Origin of the sequence: Bacillus sp. S3 (assembly GCF_005154805.1) — a bacterium.
Classification (GTDB): Bacteria; Bacillota; Bacilli; order Bacillales; family Cytobacillaceae; genus Neobacillus.
In genome coordinates, this window is the sequence record NZ_CP039727.1 from 1,551,706 (window position 1) to 1,566,822 (window position 15,117).

Annotated in this window: 16 protein-coding genes; 8 read left to right on the forward strand and 8 right to left on the reverse strand. The window is 40.2% G+C overall.

Translation table 11 applies throughout. From position 1 onward, the window contains the following. Window positions 1–39: 39 nt before the first annotated feature. Entirely contained in the window at window positions 40–1,869 is a 1,830-nt protein-coding gene (locus FAY30_RS07415; RefSeq protein WP_149869268.1) for an aldehyde ferredoxin oxidoreductase family protein, read from the reverse strand. A 134-nt stretch (window positions 1,870–2,003) separates the two neighbouring features. Between FAY30_RS07415 and FAY30_RS07420 the strand changes: the two genes are divergently transcribed. Beyond that, window positions 2,004–3,032: a ThiF family adenylyltransferase gene (locus FAY30_RS07420; RefSeq protein ID WP_149869269.1), complete on the forward strand. Its 1,029-nt coding sequence runs from the start codon at window positions 2,004–2,006 to the stop codon at window positions 3,030–3,032. Between the two features lie 31 nt (window positions 3,033–3,063). On the opposite strand, the gene FAY30_RS07425 is transcribed toward FAY30_RS07420, so the two are convergent. Next, window positions 3,064–3,627, reverse strand: coding sequence for a DUF2777 domain-containing protein (locus FAY30_RS07425; protein WP_149869270.1), 564 nt, complete (start codon window positions 3,625–3,627; stop codon window positions 3,064–3,066). Between the two features lie 230 nt (window positions 3,628–3,857). Between FAY30_RS07425 and asnB the strand changes: the two genes are divergently transcribed. Continuing rightward, complete coding sequence (asnB, locus tag FAY30_RS07430) at window positions 3,858–5,705, forward strand: asparagine synthase (glutamine-hydrolyzing) (protein WP_149869271.1); 1,848 nt, start codon at window positions 3,858–3,860, stop codon at window positions 5,703–5,705. Window positions 5,706–5,812: 107 nt separating this feature from the next. Further along, entirely contained in the window at window positions 5,813–7,339 is a 1,527-nt protein-coding gene (locus tag FAY30_RS07435) for an alpha-amylase family glycosyl hydrolase (protein WP_149869272.1), read from the forward strand. A 38-nt stretch (window positions 7,340–7,377) separates the two neighbouring features. Here the strand turns inward: FAY30_RS07435 and FAY30_RS07440 are convergent, their stop codons facing one another. Together FAY30_RS07440 and FAY30_RS07445 are read right to left on the reverse strand one after the other, a co-directional pair. Further along, a complete protein-coding gene (locus tag FAY30_RS07440; protein ID WP_149869273.1) occupies window positions 7,378–8,250 on the reverse strand; it encodes an SDR family oxidoreductase in 873 nt (290 codons plus the stop codon). 114 nt (window positions 8,251–8,364) lie between these two features. Next, the gene (locus FAY30_RS07445) at window positions 8,365–8,856 is read right to left on the reverse strand and encodes a YajQ family cyclic di-GMP-binding protein (RefSeq protein WP_149869274.1); all 492 of its coding nucleotides are present in this window, start codon (window positions 8,854–8,856) and stop codon (window positions 8,365–8,367) included. Window positions 8,857–8,991: 135 nt separating this feature from the next. Here FAY30_RS07445 and FAY30_RS07450 point away from each other — a divergent pair, with 135 nt between their 5' ends. After that, complete coding sequence (locus FAY30_RS07450) at window positions 8,992–9,855, forward strand: CvfB family protein (protein WP_149869275.1); 864 nt, start codon at window positions 8,992–8,994, stop codon at window positions 9,853–9,855. Window positions 9,856–9,927: 72 nt separating this feature from the next. Beyond that, window positions 9,928–10,059 carry a DUF3941 domain-containing protein gene (locus FAY30_RS07455; protein WP_083402464.1) on the forward strand — a complete coding sequence of 44 codons (132 nt, stop codon included), beginning with the start codon at window positions 9,928–9,930 and terminating at the stop codon, window positions 10,057–10,059. A 35-nt stretch (window positions 10,060–10,094) separates the two neighbouring features. Here FAY30_RS07455 and FAY30_RS07460 read toward each other — a convergent pair whose 3' ends face one another. Then, window positions 10,095–10,952, reverse strand: a complete 858-nt coding sequence (locus FAY30_RS07460; protein WP_149869276.1) for a DegV family protein — start codon at window positions 10,950–10,952, stop codon at window positions 10,095–10,097. A gap of 95 nt (window positions 10,953–11,047) precedes the next feature. Between FAY30_RS07460 and FAY30_RS07465 the strand changes: the two genes are divergently transcribed. After that, the gene (locus FAY30_RS07465) at window positions 11,048–11,890 is read left to right on the forward strand and encodes a YitT family protein (protein ID WP_149869277.1); all 843 of its coding nucleotides are present in this window, start codon (window positions 11,048–11,050) and stop codon (window positions 11,888–11,890) included. Between the two features lie 44 nt (window positions 11,891–11,934). Here FAY30_RS07465 and FAY30_RS07470 read toward each other — a convergent pair whose 3' ends face one another. From FAY30_RS07470 to FAY30_RS07475, 3 genes are all read right to left on the reverse strand, one after another. Beyond that, window positions 11,935–12,120, reverse strand: coding sequence for a DUF3813 domain-containing protein (locus tag FAY30_RS07470; protein ID WP_149869278.1), 186 nt, complete (start codon window positions 12,118–12,120; stop codon window positions 11,935–11,937). 1 nt (window position 12,121) lies between these two features. Next, window positions 12,122–12,274: a hypothetical protein gene (locus FAY30_RS27105; protein WP_190284845.1), complete on the reverse strand. Its 153-nt coding sequence runs from the start codon at window positions 12,272–12,274 to the stop codon at window positions 12,122–12,124. Window positions 12,275–12,387: 113 nt separating this feature from the next. Next, window positions 12,388–13,200 (reverse strand): Cof-type HAD-IIB family hydrolase, encoded by an 813-nt coding sequence (locus FAY30_RS07475; RefSeq protein ID WP_149869279.1) that lies wholly within the window; start codon window positions 13,198–13,200, stop codon window positions 12,388–12,390. Window positions 13,201–13,485: 285 nt separating this feature from the next. On the opposite strand from FAY30_RS07475, the gene FAY30_RS07480 reads away from it, so the two are divergent. Both FAY30_RS07480 and FAY30_RS07485 read left to right on the forward strand, forming a co-directional pair. Then, window positions 13,486–13,794, forward strand: coding sequence for a metal-sulfur cluster assembly factor (locus FAY30_RS07480; RefSeq protein WP_149869280.1), 309 nt, complete (start codon window positions 13,486–13,488; stop codon window positions 13,792–13,794). A gap of 186 nt (window positions 13,795–13,980) precedes the next feature. Then, entirely contained in the window at window positions 13,981–15,108 is a 1,128-nt protein-coding gene (locus tag FAY30_RS07485; protein WP_149869281.1) for a TIGR04053 family radical SAM/SPASM domain-containing protein, read from the forward strand. Window positions 15,109–15,117 lie beyond the last annotated feature (9 nt).

Here is a 15,117-nt window from a genome sequence, read left to right on the forward strand (position 1 = left end):
AAGGCTTCTGCAGCTAATGGCAGAAGCCTTGTTTTATTTTTAAACTAATTGATTTTCGGCATCGATAATCCCTAATTCACGAAGTTTATCATTAGGTACAAGTCCATCTTTCCAGCCGCGTACTTGATAATACTCTTCAAGCATGATATCCATATGGCTTACATGACCTGTGCTGTTACCAGATGCAGGTTCGTCTGTAAAGCGTTTTGGAAGGAAATCATCCTCACGTTTATCAAATCCTGCCAGGTTATTATAATAACGCTCGAGGTTATAAATTCTTTCTCCAGCCTTCATCACGTCATCGGCTGTCATTGGAATACCAGTCATTGCGCTATATTGTTCCGCGTAATGCTCCGCATTTTCAGAGAAGGAAGAGAACTTACAAATGTTCATAGAATCAGAGAAGGCAAGCATATCTTGGAATACTTTTAAAAGTTCACCTTTTCCTTCAGGCTTCAGGCGGTCAGTTGGTTCCGGAATACCGGCAATTTCACTTGCAACCGTATAGCCGCGCAGGTGGCAGGCACCACGGTTACTCGTTGCATACCCAAGCCCAATCCCTTGGATTCCACGCGGGTCATAGGCCGGAATGGACTGGCCTTTCACAGACATGGACAGTTCAGGTGCCCCCCAAGAGGCAGCTGCACGTGCAGGACCTTCCGCAAGTGTACCTCCAAAGCCTTCACGGAAAGCAATTTTTCTTGTCAATTCAATCATCGAATCGGCATCTCCCCAAATTAGCTCTTCAGAGATAATTCCTTTTTCAAAAGCCTCCATTGTTACAGAGAAGGCATGCCCTAGTTCTATTGTGTCTAGACCGTACTCATTACAGCGGTCAATCATATATGAAATGGCTTCGGCATCGCTTAACAAGCAGTTAGAGCCTAGAGACCAGGCGGATTCAAACTCAATGCTTTCTACCCGTGTTTTATATTTACCATCTTTTACTTCGACTTCAATTTTACAGCCGACAGGGCAGGCATGGCAGGTATTGTTTGCAACACGCAAATGAGTGTTCACATACTCACCACTGTGCTTTTCTGCTTCCTCCCAATGAGTGTATTGGGAATTTTTCGTTGGCAGTGCGCCAACCTCGTTAATTAAGTTTGTTAAAACGTTTGTACCATAAACGGATAATCCGCCTTTATTTGGCGCTGTTAAGCCGCCATCAAGGATTGCCTTTACTGCTTTTTTGTTGGCTTCTTTATATTCACTCTCTAATTTTGCTACAGGCATATTGCCTTTTTGGGCTGCCTTGATCACAATTGCCTTGAGTTTTTTATATCCGGCAACTGCTGCAGTACCGCCACGCCCAGCGGCACGGTCATGCTCATTAATAAATGAGGCAAAACGAACGGTGTTTTCGCCTGCCTGACCAATGGTCATAACACTTAAATCATCTTCACCATATTGGTCCTTCATGGCCTGAATAAACGCTCTTGTACTTGTTCCCCATAAATTTGATGCATCACGGAGTTCTGCTTTGCCATCTTCAATGTAAAGGTAGACGGGCTTGTCGCTTTTTCCGGAGAAAATAAGATTGTCGACGCCTGCCCACTTTAGACGTGCAGCCGTCCATCCGCCGATATGGGAGTCCGTAACGGTCCCTGTAAGCGGGGATTTTGTTACAACGCAAAGACGTCCACTCATGGATGAACGTGAACCGGTAACCGGACCGGTCATAAAACATAAAATATTTTCTGCAGACAATGGCTCAACATCAGGGCCATTATCTAATACATATTTAACCCCCAAACCGCGGCCGCCTATGTACTTTTTCGCATCAATCTCGTTAATGGGTCTGTAATTCACTGTACCGTTTGTTAAATCAACTAAGACTTCATTGTTTTTAAAACCGCCTAGATTCATAGTATTTCCTCCCATTCCTTTTATTTACTCAATATTAGTATACACTTTTTTGTAATATTTTTAAAATTGAAATTTATATTATGAGAGAATTTGATATGATAATAGTAATATCCTTGATAGAAAAGGGGAATTTCATGAGTAACTTAGAGAGGTATTCGAGACAAATTCTATTTCCTGCGATTGGGGAAGAGGGACAACGGAAGTTGCTGAAAAGCCGTGTTGTTATCGTTGGTGCCGGCGCACTTGGCACCGTGATAGCGAATCATCTTGTCCGGTCAGGTGTCGGCTCCTTAAGGCTGATTGACAGGGATCTAGTTGAACTATCTAATCTGCAGCGACAGACCCTTTTCGATGAAGAGGATGCAGCATTGCATCTTCCGAAGGCAGTTGCGGCACAAAATAGACTGAAAAAAATTAATTCAACTGTTTCGGTAGAGGCGGTAATATCAGATGTAAACCTTGATAATGCAGAAGATTTATTGGCGGGCTACGATGTGATTGTAGATGGTACCGACAACTTTATGACGCGCTTCTTAATCAATGACGTAGCAGTTAAGCATGGGAAACCATGGGTGCATGGGGCGGCCGTAAGCTCGCGGGGGATGTTTGCCGTGTTTAAACCGGGGATAACCCCTTGCTACCGCTGCCTTTTTCCGCATGTCCCATCCGGTACCGGTGAAACATGCGATACTGTTGGGGTATTGTCACCTCTGACAGATATTATCGCTTCCTTTCAAGCGATGGAAACAATCAAGCTATTAGTTGGGGCAGAGACCACCCCTAATTTGGAACAAATCGATATATGGGATGTAACTTCAATGCAAATGGATATTTCGCAAGGGAAAAATCCTAATTGTCCTTCATGTGTAAAAGGGCAATTTGATTTTCTTGACCGCTCCTCCGAGCAGCAAGTAGCCTTCACGACACTATGCGGACGGGATACAGTCCAAATTAATCCAAGAAATAAACGCGAGCTTGATATTATAAAGGCAAAATCTAAACTTAGTAAAAGCGGAAAGGTCTCAGGGAACGAATTTTTACTCCGTTTTTCCCCAGATGAGGACATATCCATTGTTGTATTTAAGGATTCCCGCGTACTCATCCATGGTACCAATGATATCGTCAAAGCAAAAATGCTCTATTCCAAGTATATTGGAAATTAAAAAAGGCTGGAGGGTTCTCCAGGCCTTTTCTTTATGAAATCATTTTTTCGATGACTAATCGTTTACCAGTATTTAAAGTAAATTCAAACCGATCATTGACCTTTTCGTAATAACAAAAATGATGCTGCACATTACAAATTTGCTCTTGATTGTCAAATACCATAAAATTCACACCATCTTTGCGATGTTCATCCGACAGGAAAGATAAATGGTTATAGCAGTAAATGCAATCGTAAATGGAAAAATTTAAGGAATTTAATGTCGTAACGAACTGGAAAAAGGCATCATCGTTCACCCCATCTAACAATCGTTCGAGCGAGTAAATTAAATGTTTCCTCATTCTAATCGTATCCTGATCCCGAAGCATAATCGCTTCTTTACCGCAATGGATTTTTCCCGGTTCACGCAATATGCCTTTCTTCCAGCGGTTCAACCGGAAGATTTCAATTTCTTGATGAACGAAATCATCCAACATCGTAGCTTCTTCCGTTTCCTCATCAAAAAATATCCATTGATTGTTTATTTGCTCCACTGTTCCTTCGTTGTAAGCTCGTTGTTGGAAATCATATAGTTTTAGTCGTTGTTGTCGATTCATCGTTAACCTCCACACTCAGTTGCTTTCATTTTTCTTTTTAGACATCTTCGTGACATTTTATAACCTTATTATTTTTCAAAAAATAAGTATAAAAATTTCATTGTTATACATTTTGCCGAACTTTATGTGAATTCAGATCTTTACGGGACAATTAACCATTTAACATGGGCTGAATACAATAGAGCATGCACCTAAAGATCAGTAATCGATGGTAAGGGAGTGAGATGTCAATGTGCGGAATCTCGGGGTGGCTAGATTTTGAACAGCCGATAAGAAACGAAGCCAAAACATTAAATAAAATGGTGAATACGCTAGCAAAGAGAGGCCCGGATGAAACCAACATTTGGTTCGATACACATGTTGGTTTTGGTCATAAACGGCTGATTGTTGTCGACCCTGAAGGGGGAAGACAACCGATGTCCAAACAAAAAGATGGATTTGATTACACCATTTGCTACAACGGGGAATTATATAATACTGAAGATATCCGCAAAATACTCCATACTAAAGGATATTCCTTTAAAGGTCATTCTGATACAGAAGTTCTGTTAACTGCCTATATAGAATGGGCGGAGGAGTGTGTAAATTTTTTAAACGGCATATACGCCTTTGCTATTTGGGATAGTAAAAGGGAACAACTCTTTATTGGACGAGATCGTCTTGGGGTAAAACCATTATTTTTCACAGAACATCATAAAGGTCTAATTTTTGCATCAGAGTTAAAGGCGATCCTAGCTCATCCGGAAATCAAGACAGAAATTGACCAAGAAGGGCTTGCTGAAATTTTTGGCGCAGGACCATCAAGGGCTCCAGGGTCCGGAGTATTTAGAGGGATAAAAGAGCTGAGACCTGCCCATGCCCTAACTTTTTCAAGAAATGGTCTAAAAATTTGGCGTTATTGGAATGTAAAAAGCGCAGAACATAAGGAAAGTGTGGAGGAAACGGCTGAAAAGGTTCGCTCCTTAGTAACAGATGCAGTAACGAGACAGCTCGTATCGGATGTGCCATTATGTACTTTCTTATCAGGAGGACTTGATTCCAGCATCATTACGGCCATTGCTGCAAAAGGATTTGAAGAACAGGGAAAAGGGCAGCTCCATACGTATTCGATTGATTATGAAGGAAATGATCAATATTTTTCCTCGAATGAATTTCAGCCGGATGCTGACGAGAGATTTATTCAAATGATAACAGATGAATACAAGACCAAGCATTTTAATAAAACTATTTCACAGCAGCAACTAGTTACGGATTTATTGGAAGCAACTCATGTTAGAGATTTTCCGGGAATGGCAGATGTGGATTCCTCCTTACTATGGTTTTGTAAAGAAATCAAAAAGGACTTTGTTGTCAGCCTCTCGGGAGAATGCGCGGATGAAATTTTCGGCGGGTACCCATGGTTTCATCGTAAACAAGATTTAGAGCGGCCAGGGTTTCCTTGGATGCGATCTGTCAATGAACGGCAAAGTTTATTAAAATCACATTGGCAGGAAAAATTGAAATTACAAGAATATAGTATGGAACAATACCGCCAAGCAATTGCAGAAACCCCTAAATTAGATGGGGAAAGTGCGGTGGAAGCGAAGAGAAGAGAATTATTTTATATCAATATGACATGGTTCATGACGACATTGCTTGATCGAAAAGATCGAATGAGTATGGGAGCAAGCTTGGAGGTACGAGTGCCATTTGCGGACCACCGACTTGTCGAATACGTATGGAATATCCCATGGGAGATGAAAATGTACCGGGGAAGGGAAAAAGGGATTCTACGCAAAGCATTTGAGGGGTTTCTTCCAGAAGAAGTTCTCTACCGGAAGAAAAGTCCTTATCCAAAAACACATAATCCTGCCTATACCATTTCCATCCAAAAATGGATGGAGACGATTCTGCAAGATAAAACCTCTGCACTGCATGAATTTTTTCAAAAGGAACGATTGGAAAAGATTGTCGAGACTGGAGGGGAATCATTTCACGAGCCATGGTTTGGCCAACTGATGACCGGGCCGCAATTATTGGCCTATCTTGTGCAGCTTCACACATGGTTTAAAGATTACAATATTAATATAGTGAATTAAAAAGCCATCAAAAAGTCCCGATAATATTTGGAATAAAAACGTGATTCGATTAAAATGAGTAGTGGGAAGAGGGAACATGTCCTCTTCCTTTTAGAGGAGGAAAACAAATGAAAAAAATGACACTCATTTTAATCACGTTACTATTCATATCAGCCCTTCCTGCAAAAGCAGCTGTAGAAAAGGAAGACAGGCTGTGGCAGGATGAAACGGTCTATTCGATCATGATTGACCGGTTCAACAATGGGGATATACACAATGATATTGACGCGAATGCCAAAGATCCAAATGTCTATAACGGCGGTGATTTTCAAGGAATTATTGACAAATTAGACTACATACAGGAGATGGGGTTTACCGCCATTCGATTAACCCCAATCTATGATAATGCTAAAAATGGCTATCATGGCTATTGGATTAATGACTTTTATAAAACGGACGAGCATTTTGGTTCACTTAAAACGTTTCAAAAGCTTGTAAAAGAAGCCCATAAGCGAAAAATCAAGGTATTAATTGATTTTGTCACCAATAATACTGCTTCAAGCCACCCATGGGTAAAGGATCCCGGTAAACAAGATTGGTTTCATGAAAAGCAGGATATCAATGATTGGAATAATCAACAGCAGGTCGAAAATGGCTGGGTCGATGGATTACCTGACTTAAATCAGGACAACCCTGAGGTAAAAAAATATTTAGTTGATGCGGCAAAATGGTGGATTAAGAAGACGGATGTTGATGGATATAGCCTGCCGGAGGTTAATCATGTAAGTTTAAGCTTTTGGACTGATTTCTCAAAAGAGGTAAAAAAGCATAAAAAGGGGTTTTTCTTATTAGGAGTGCCGACTGAAAACTCGGGAGCATTAGATTCAGCACATTATCACAGTGCCGGTATCGACAGTTTATTAGATTATAGCCAAAGTGAAAAATCAAGAAATGTCTTCGCAACAACGAATCAATCTTTCCAGTCACTTAATCAAGCTCTTCAAGTCGGGCAAAAATCTGAATTAAAGGCAAAATTCTTTGATAATGAGTATACGACAAGATTTACCAATGATATTGTGGATCAGCGGCAGTTTCCGGGTTCACGTTGGAAAACGGCATTGACGTATCTTTATACAACACCAGGAATACCTATTTTTTATTATGGGACGGAAATTGCTTTAATTGGGGGAGACGTTCCTGATAATCGTCGGCAAATGAATTTTCGGACAGAAAAAGAATTGATTGAGTATATAACCAAACTTGCCGAACAGCGCAGCCAGCTTGCATCCTTAACAAGAGGAACTATGGAAACGCTCTATGACAAAGGCGGGATGTTAGTTTATAAACGTGTCTATAAAGGGGAAACATCGGTTATTGCGATAAACAATTCAACCAAATCTCAAAAAGTAGTGTTAACAGATGAGCAATTAGCCGGCGGCAAGGAGCTTCGTGGATTGCTTGCAGGGGATCTTGTACGCAGTCGGGATGATCAATACATTCTGATCGTAGACCGAGATAATTCTGAAATATATGTTCTGACTGAAAAGAGCGGAATAAAGCTGTCACTCATTGTCTCTTTAGTTATTGTTTACATTTTGGTGGGAATCTTCCTATTCCTGCTCATCAAAAGAAGAAAAAATAGAAAGATCGAATAATACAGGGCATCGGCGGAAACCCCGCCGATGCGTTTTTCTTAACCATTAACGATTGTTCCCCCATTAACATGTATCATTTGCCCGCTGACATAGGAGGAGTCGTCGGAGGCGAGGAAGACATAGGCTGGTGCCAGTTCACTTGGCTGTCCGGCTCTTCCCATCGGGGTTGTAGATCCGAACGTAGCTACCTTATCAGTGGTAAAGGTCGATGGGATTAGCGGCGTCCAGATTGGCCCAGGAGCAACACCGTTAACGCGAATCTCCTGCGATGCAAGTGATTTTGCCAAGGAACGTGTGAAAGAAACGATCGCCCCTTTTGTTGCAGAATAGTCGAGTAATTGTTCATTTCCTTCGTAGGCTGTAATCGAAGCGGTGTTGATAATCGATGCCCCCTTCTGTAAATACGGCAAAACCATTTTTGTCATATAAAAATAGGAGAAAATATTGGTGCGAAACGTTTTTTCCAATTGCGCGGATGTGATATTCAGCAAGCTTTGCTGTGGGTGCTGCTCGGCTGCATTGTTAACAAGGATATCAAGTTTAGTAAACTGGTCAATCGTTTTATTAACGATCTCCTTACAAAAATCTTCATCCCCAATATCGCCGGCAAATAGGAGACATCTGCGGCCTTCTGCTTCAATCAGCTGTTTTGTTTCTTCGGCATCTTGTTGTTCCTCTAAATAGACAATGGCAACATCCGCACCCTCTTTTGCAAAATAAATTGCGACGGATTTCCCAATGCCGCTGTCGCCCCCAGTAATAATGGCTGTTTTACCTGTTAATTTTCCCCCGGCCTTATAATTGGGATCAACAGAAATTGGACGAGGATTCATTTCGCTTTCCACTCCGGGCTGCTGGTTCTGATGCTGAGGCGGGAATGTTTGCTTTTCTTGATTTTGACTGCTGCTCATATAAAAAAACCTCCGTTACATTATTCATGTGTTAGTTTTCTATAAATGAGTCAATTTATGAAAAAAATAAAAAGGCGAGAAGGAATATTAAATACCTTTCGCCTTTTTCACTATCTATCGATAATTGATGAATTGGACATCAACTGTAAGGTCAGCTTCACGGACCAAGGAAATAATTTTTTGTAGGTCGTCGCGGTTTTTGCCGCTAACTCGGACCTGATCATCCTGAACTTGGCTTTTCACTTTTACACCGCTATTTTTAATAATCGTATTAATTTTTTTAGCATTTTCTTTATCGATACCTTGAGCAATCTTGGCTCTTTGACGAACGGTGCCTCCTGATGCCTTTTCGATTTTTCCATAATCAAGATTTCTAACGGGAACGCCTCGTTTCATTAATTTACTAAACAAAACATCTTTTAATTGGTCCATTTTATATTCGTCATCTGAGATGAGAACCAATTCTTCCTTATCGAGCGATACTTCACTTTTGCTGCCCTTAAAATCGTAGCGCGTACCGATTTCCTTCATTGTTGCCGTAATGGCATTGGTGACTTCGGAAAATTCAACTTTGGATACAATATCAAATGAACTATCTTTAGACATCGTCATAACCCCCATTTTTTTGATATGCAGAAACATTTCTGCGGGAAGTTTCCCTTTATGGGTACATTATAGTAAAATATAGCAGTTCAAACAAGATTCGGGAAAAATCTCCGAGAATGAAAAGGGGAGCTTTATATGTCATTAAATGAACTTATAGGTCAAACTGCCACATTAACTGTTGCAAGAAAGGCGGAATTTGGCTATTTTTTAACAGATGGTAATGAGGATGTACTGCTGCACATAAATCAAGCACAGCATGAATTAGCAGATGGTGATGAAATCGAGGTCTTTTTATATGTGGACTCACAAGGGAGAATCTCTGCTTCGATGACGATTCCGGAAGTTTCGGTTGGCCATTATGCCTGGGTCAAGGTTACCGATATTAACCCGAAAATCGGCGTTTTTATAAATATTGGACTGCCTAAAGATATTTTATTAGGAGCAGACGATCTTCCTGCCCATCAAACCGTTTGGCCAAATGTTGGGGATATGGTTTATATTACTTTAAGAGTCAATCGTAATCATTTAATTTATGCAAAATTGGCAAGTGACCAGATTATTCAGTCCATTTCCACCAAAGCAACAAGGAATGATTTTAATAAAAATGTACAAGGACATGTCTACCGGACCGCTAAGGTGGGCAGCTGGATTTACACAATAGAAGGCTATAAAGGTTTTATTCATGAATCACAGCGTGGAAAAGAGCCTCGTTTAGGTGAAAAGGTAGAAGGACGGATTATTGACGTTAAAGAGGATGGAACGATAAACGTTTCCTTGCTTGCAAGAAAAGAGGAATCACAAGACCTTGATGCTGCCAGAATTTACGAATATTTAATGAGTAGAAATGGCGCGATGCCGTACAATGATAAAAGCATGCCGGAAGATATTCAAGAGAGATTTGGCTTAAGTAAAGGGGCATTTAAACGTGCGCTTGGAAAACTGATGAAAGATGGAAGGGTTTACCAAGAAGGCAGCTGGACTTACGAGAAAAAAGATTAACGAAATCCTTACATACTCTTTTTCATTATGATTACAATAACCACTGTAAGGAATTATGAAAGGGGTATGCATATGCCGCACACGACAGATAATGATAAAAAAGCACAAGACAATAATGCCTTAAGACATGAAAAGAATATGATGCGTGAAAAGAATCGTCAGGCAGGGAAAAATCAATACTCAAAGAAAACTGATCATAAGTAAAAGGAGTGGGGTGCTTTGCACCTCACTCCTTCACCTTATTTAATCTTGTTTAAAAAGAAAATTGAAATCGTAGCTGCCCCTGTATGGGCGCCAATGGCAGAGCCAATTGAAGAGATATAAACCTCTTGCGGTTGAAATTCTGCCTCAATCATGGCTTTCACTTCCATTGCTGTTTCCAGATCATCTGCATGGCTGATTCCAATAATCTGCTCCTGCAAATTTGACCCGCGTTCGTTCATGATTTCGATGATCCTGCGGAACACCTTCTTTTTTCCTCTGATTTTTTCAATTGGTACGAGTTTTCCATCTTCCATGTTTAAAATGGGCTTAATATTTAATAAACCGCCCAAAAATGCTGAAGCTTTCGAAACCCTGCCGCCCTTTGCCAAATAATCTAAATCCTCAACCGTAAAAATATGCTCCATATGCTGGCTTCTAAATAGAACATCTTCTAAAATCTTTTCTTTTGACGCATGATTCGAAGAAAGCATTGCCGCTTCTTGAACAATGAGACCAATTCCAAGCGAGGCACATTTTGTATCTACAATTGTTAGTTGAAAGTTTGGATATTTTTCCTTCACTTGGTCAAGAATCATAACAGCGGTTGAATATGTACCGGATAATTCAGAAGAAAAGGCAATGTAGATGCCCTCCTCATTCTTTTCTGCCATTTCCGTAAAAACTTCCTCGAATAAATGTGGAGACACCTGAGATGTTTTAGGGACAACCCCGCTGCGGATGGCATCATAGACTGTTTTCGAATCGATTGTTTTAACATCTTCGTATTCCTGGTCGTTAATTTGCACTTTTAATGGAAATAACGTAACATTTTTTTCTTCATAAAAACTTTTAGGTAAATCGCATGCGCTGTCTGCAAGTATTTTTACTGGCAAGAAGCTCACCTCATTCACAACATTATAGTTAGTTTCAGTTTATCGGTTTCGCCGTAAAAATACAATTATCTATTGGAAAAAAGGGGGACATACTATTGATTTGGCTTGAAATAAAAAAAATCTTTATAGTCGCGGTTGGTGCATTGTTAAATGCCCTGGCAATGAATTTTTTTCTTATCCCTGCAAATGTTTATTCCAGTGGGTTTACTGGAATGGCTCAATTACTTTCTAAGGTTCTTAGTGATTATACACCAATGAATGTTTCGATGGGGTTTTTGTTACTTGTGCTCAATATTCCCGTAGCCATTCTCGGCTGGAGGAAGGTAGGGAAATCATTCACGGTTTATAGTTTTATTAGTGTTGTACTCTCATCACTGTTTCTCACCATGATTCCCATTCATAAATTTTCACATGATATTTTACTGAACGCTGTATTTGGAGGTGTTATCCAAGCAGTGGGGGTTGGAATTACGTTAAAATGGGGAGCGTCGACGGGTGGTGTTGATATCATAGCCATGGTTTTATCAAGGATGAAGGACAAGCCGGTTGGACCGTATATGTTTGTTTTAAATGCGATTATTGTAATGACCGCAGGTTTTTTATATGGATGGGAAAAAGCCCTTTATACCCTTGTGGTCTTATATGCATCGACGAGAGTGGTTGATGCCATTCATACAAGACATGCCAAACTAACAGCCATGATCATCACTAAAAAGGCGGAAGAACTTAAGAAAGCGATTCATGCTTCGCTTGTGAGAGGGATTACCATGCTTCCCGCAAGAGGCGCCTTTTCCAATGAAACAAAAGACATGCTGATGATTGTCATCACACGTTATGAACTTTACGATTTAGAGCGAATTATTAAAGAAGTCGATCCACATGCATTTACAAATATAGTTCAGACAACTGCAGTATACGGATTTTTTCGGCGAGATTGAACAGAAAGCGGAAGCACCTTGGGCGCTTCCGCTTTCTGTTTGTATTATTGAACCTGTTCAAGCTCTTGTTGCATTTGTTGGAGCTGGGCCTGCTCTGCTGCGGTTGAGTTTGCAAAAGCAGAACTAAGGGCATTCTTTGCTTTAGCAACAGCAGAATCAAGGTCAGCAGGGTTAGCGGATTTCGCCATCTCAACAAATCTTCGTGCTTCCTGGAACAATTGGTTTCCCATGTTAAATTCCTCCAAGCGAGGATTCATGCACATTGGCCATTTTCTGAGCCTCTGCTTCAGCGTAGGTCATGTGATAAGGAATCCGTTCAGCATGCTTGTTGATCGAATCCTTTCCTTGCTGGACAAAGCGTTTCGATTTGTTTGATCTACCCATTCGAATCCCTCCAATATGCTCATAGCTCATATTGAAACAGCATCGCTGCTTCAAAAATAGTATGCCCAAACGGAGTGTGTTCATTTCGGTAAACAATGGTGAAAAAGAGGGGGTTATTTAATATTTAACAAATCTGCCAAATATTCGCCGACTCCATCTTCTTCATTCGTCAGCGTAACCTCATTGGCTATATTTTTTACTTGCTCAATTGCATTGCCCATGGCAATCCCATGTCCGGCATATTCAAGCATTTCCAAATCATTATCCTCATCACCAAAGGCAATAATCCTTTCGGCGGGAATTCCAAAGTATTCTGATGCCTTTTTCAAGCCAACCGCTTTGTTTAATCCAACTTTAATGATCTCGATTACATGCCATGGGGCAGCCCAGCTGCGCTGTTCAATCACTTCAGCATGGACATCTGAAAGATGTTTACGAATTTGTTGAAGCTGATCTTCCTCTGTATGGATCAGCAAACTTGTAGGTGAATCGTTTAAAAAGTTTTGTAAATCTCCTGTCGTAATTTTTGGATTGCCGAAGCTAAAAATATCTAAGAGCTTTTCATCGTGATAATGGAAATAAATATCATCCATCACCTCGGCAATAATATTGTGAAAATGGAAGCTTCTGCAGGCTTCGACAATATCTTTTGCCACCTTAACATCAAGCGGCTCATGATAAAATCCCCAGCCTGAATCAAGTGGATGATGCATAAACGCCCCATTAAAATTAACAATAGGTGTGTTGAGATCCAACTCACGATAATACATTTCACTTGAGCGGTAAGGTCTGCCGGTTGCAATCATGACAATATGCCCTTCAGCTCTTGCCTTTTGAATGATTTCCTTATTTTTATTGGAAATGGTTTTATCGTCTTTTAATAATGTTCCATCTAAATCCAATGCGATTAAATGTTTCTCTGTCATATGAGCTCCTTCTTATTCTATATTTTCATGATTGAAGCAATGTTTTAGGAAAAAAATTGTCTGCATGATACACTACTGTTATAGTGCCTTTTTTACTATCTTATTTCTATACTCACTATGTTAACAATTTTATAGCTAACCTGTAAAAAAATTCACACCAAAAGCTTTCAAAACCCTCTATACTTTTAATTGTTAGCGGAAGTGGATATTATTTTGCGCTTTTTGGAAATTGTAATAAAAACATACTTATGAAGTAAATAAATCATAATAAGGAGTCGAATCCAAATGAATGAAGAATTAAAAGAAAATATAATGGGTGCATTGGAGCTAGTGATCGATCCGGAGCTGGGCGTTGATATTGTAAACTTGGGTTTGGTTTATAATGCTGAAATGGACGAGGAAGGTAAAGTGACAATCACAATGACGTTAACATCAATGGGCTGTCCGCTTGCAGGAACCATTGTAGACCAAGTGAAAAGAGCTTTAGCCGATATTCCTGAAATTAAGGATGTTGATGTGGACATTGTTTGGAATCCGCCTTGGAATAAAGAGATGATGTCACGTTACGCAAAAATTGCCTTAGGCATTCGCTAGGAATTTAAGAAAAGGCCTGAAATATGAAAACAGTGGACATTCCGCTGTTTTTTTTCATTCACAAAACGGACATATATAACTTCACGGTTGTGAGATAGTTCACTTTTTTTAACTATAAACACCTTTATAATACAGAGTATTAAGGCTGTTTGATAGTTTGAACCAGCTGTCTAGGAGGCGTTTTATTTGTCTTTTAACCGAGATTTTAATAAAGATCCGTTTATCGTAATTTGGGAGCTGACACGTGCCTGCCAATTAAAATGTCTGCATTGCCGCGCCGATGCACAATATACAAGAGATCCACGCGAACTTTCTTTTGAAGAAGGCAAAAACCTGATAGATCAAATATATGAGATGAACAACCCAATCCTTGTCTTTACGGGCGGTGACCCTTTGATGAGGGAAGATATCTTTGATATAGCGAAGTATGCTGTCGATAAGGGCGTACGGGTATCAATGACACCAAGTGCTACCCCAAATGTTACAAAAGAAGCGATTAAAAAGGCAAAAGAGGTCGGTCTTTCCCGCTGGGCGTTTAGTATTGATGGACCGACTGCCGAAATTCATGACCATTTTCGTGGAACGGCTGGTTCCTTTGATTTGACAATGGAACGAATAAAATATTTACATGAGCTTGAAATACCGATTCAGATTAATACAGTTATCTCCCGCTATAATGTGGAGTACCTTGATGAAATGGCCAAAATGGTTGAAGAGTTAAATTGTGTTCTATGGAGTGTCTTTTTCCTTGTCCCAACAGGAAGAGGACAAGTTTCGGATATGATTTCTCCTGTGGAACATGAAAAGGTTTTACGCTGGCTTTACGACCTAAGTAAACGAGTATCTTTCGATATTAAAACAACAGAAGCCATGCATTACCGCCGCGTTGTCATTCAGCAAAAAATGCGTGAAGCGAAGGCAAAGACAGGTGAAATCGACTATTTAAGTGCCTTAACTGAAAAAGGATTAACCGGTTCCATTGACGGTCTTGGCCGTGCTCCTAAAGGCGTAAATGATGGGAATGGCTTTGTATTTATTTCGCATATTGGCGATGTATATCCAAGTGGGTTATTACCAGTTAAAGCAGGGAATGTGCGTGAAACACCATTAGCGGAAATTTACCGTGAATCCCCTATCTTCAAGGCATTAAGAAATCCTGACGAATTTAAGGGTAAATGTGGGGTATGTGAATTCCGTTATGTTTGCGGGGGTTCCAGGTCAAGAGCCTATGCAATGACAGGTGACTACCTAGAAAGCGAACCATTCTGTGTTTATATTCCAAAAGCCCTAAGAGAGAAGCAAACGCAAAATTAAAAAGAAACA

What these genes read in the sequence shown, in the direction of transcription:
- FAY30_RS07415 (WP_149869268.1), bottom strand. Translation starts at nt 1,869, where the DNA reads ATGAATCTAGGCGGTTTTAAAAACAATGAAGTCTTAGTTGATTTAACA.
- FAY30_RS07420 (WP_149869269.1), top strand. Translation starts at nt 2,004, where the DNA reads ATGAGTAACTTAGAGAGGTATTCGAGACAAATTCTATTTCCTGCGATT.
- FAY30_RS07425 (WP_149869270.1), bottom strand. Translation starts at nt 3,627, where the DNA reads ATGAATCGACAACAACGACTAAAACTATATGATTTCCAACAACGAGCT.
- asnB (WP_149869271.1), top strand. Translation starts at nt 3,858, where the DNA reads ATGTGCGGAATCTCGGGGTGGCTAGATTTTGAACAGCCGATAAGAAAC.
- FAY30_RS07435 (WP_149869272.1), top strand. Translation starts at nt 5,813, where the DNA reads ATGAAAAAAATGACACTCATTTTAATCACGTTACTATTCATATCAGCC.
- FAY30_RS07440 (WP_149869273.1), bottom strand. Translation starts at nt 8,250, where the DNA reads ATGAGCAGCAGTCAAAATCAAGAAAAGCAAACATTCCCGCCTCAGCAT.
- FAY30_RS07445 (WP_149869274.1), bottom strand. Translation starts at nt 8,856, where the DNA reads ATGTCTAAAGATAGTTCATTTGATATTGTATCCAAAGTTGAATTTTCC.
- FAY30_RS07450 (WP_149869275.1), top strand. Translation starts at nt 8,992, where the DNA reads ATGTCATTAAATGAACTTATAGGTCAAACTGCCACATTAACTGTTGCA.
- FAY30_RS07455 (WP_083402464.1), top strand. Translation starts at nt 9,928, where the DNA reads ATGCCGCACACGACAGATAATGATAAAAAAGCACAAGACAATAATGCC.
- FAY30_RS07470 (WP_149869278.1), bottom strand. Translation starts at nt 12,120, where the DNA reads ATGGGAAACCAATTGTTCCAGGAAGCACGAAGATTTGTTGAGATGGCG.
- FAY30_RS27105 (WP_190284845.1), bottom strand. Translation starts at nt 12,274, where the DNA reads ATGGGTAGATCAAACAAATCGAAACGCTTTGTCCAGCAAGGAAAGGAT.
- FAY30_RS07475 (WP_149869279.1), bottom strand. Translation starts at nt 13,200, where the DNA reads ATGACAGAGAAACATTTAATCGCATTGGATTTAGATGGAACATTATTA.
- FAY30_RS07480 (WP_149869280.1), top strand. Translation starts at nt 13,486, where the DNA reads ATGAATGAAGAATTAAAAGAAAATATAATGGGTGCATTGGAGCTAGTG.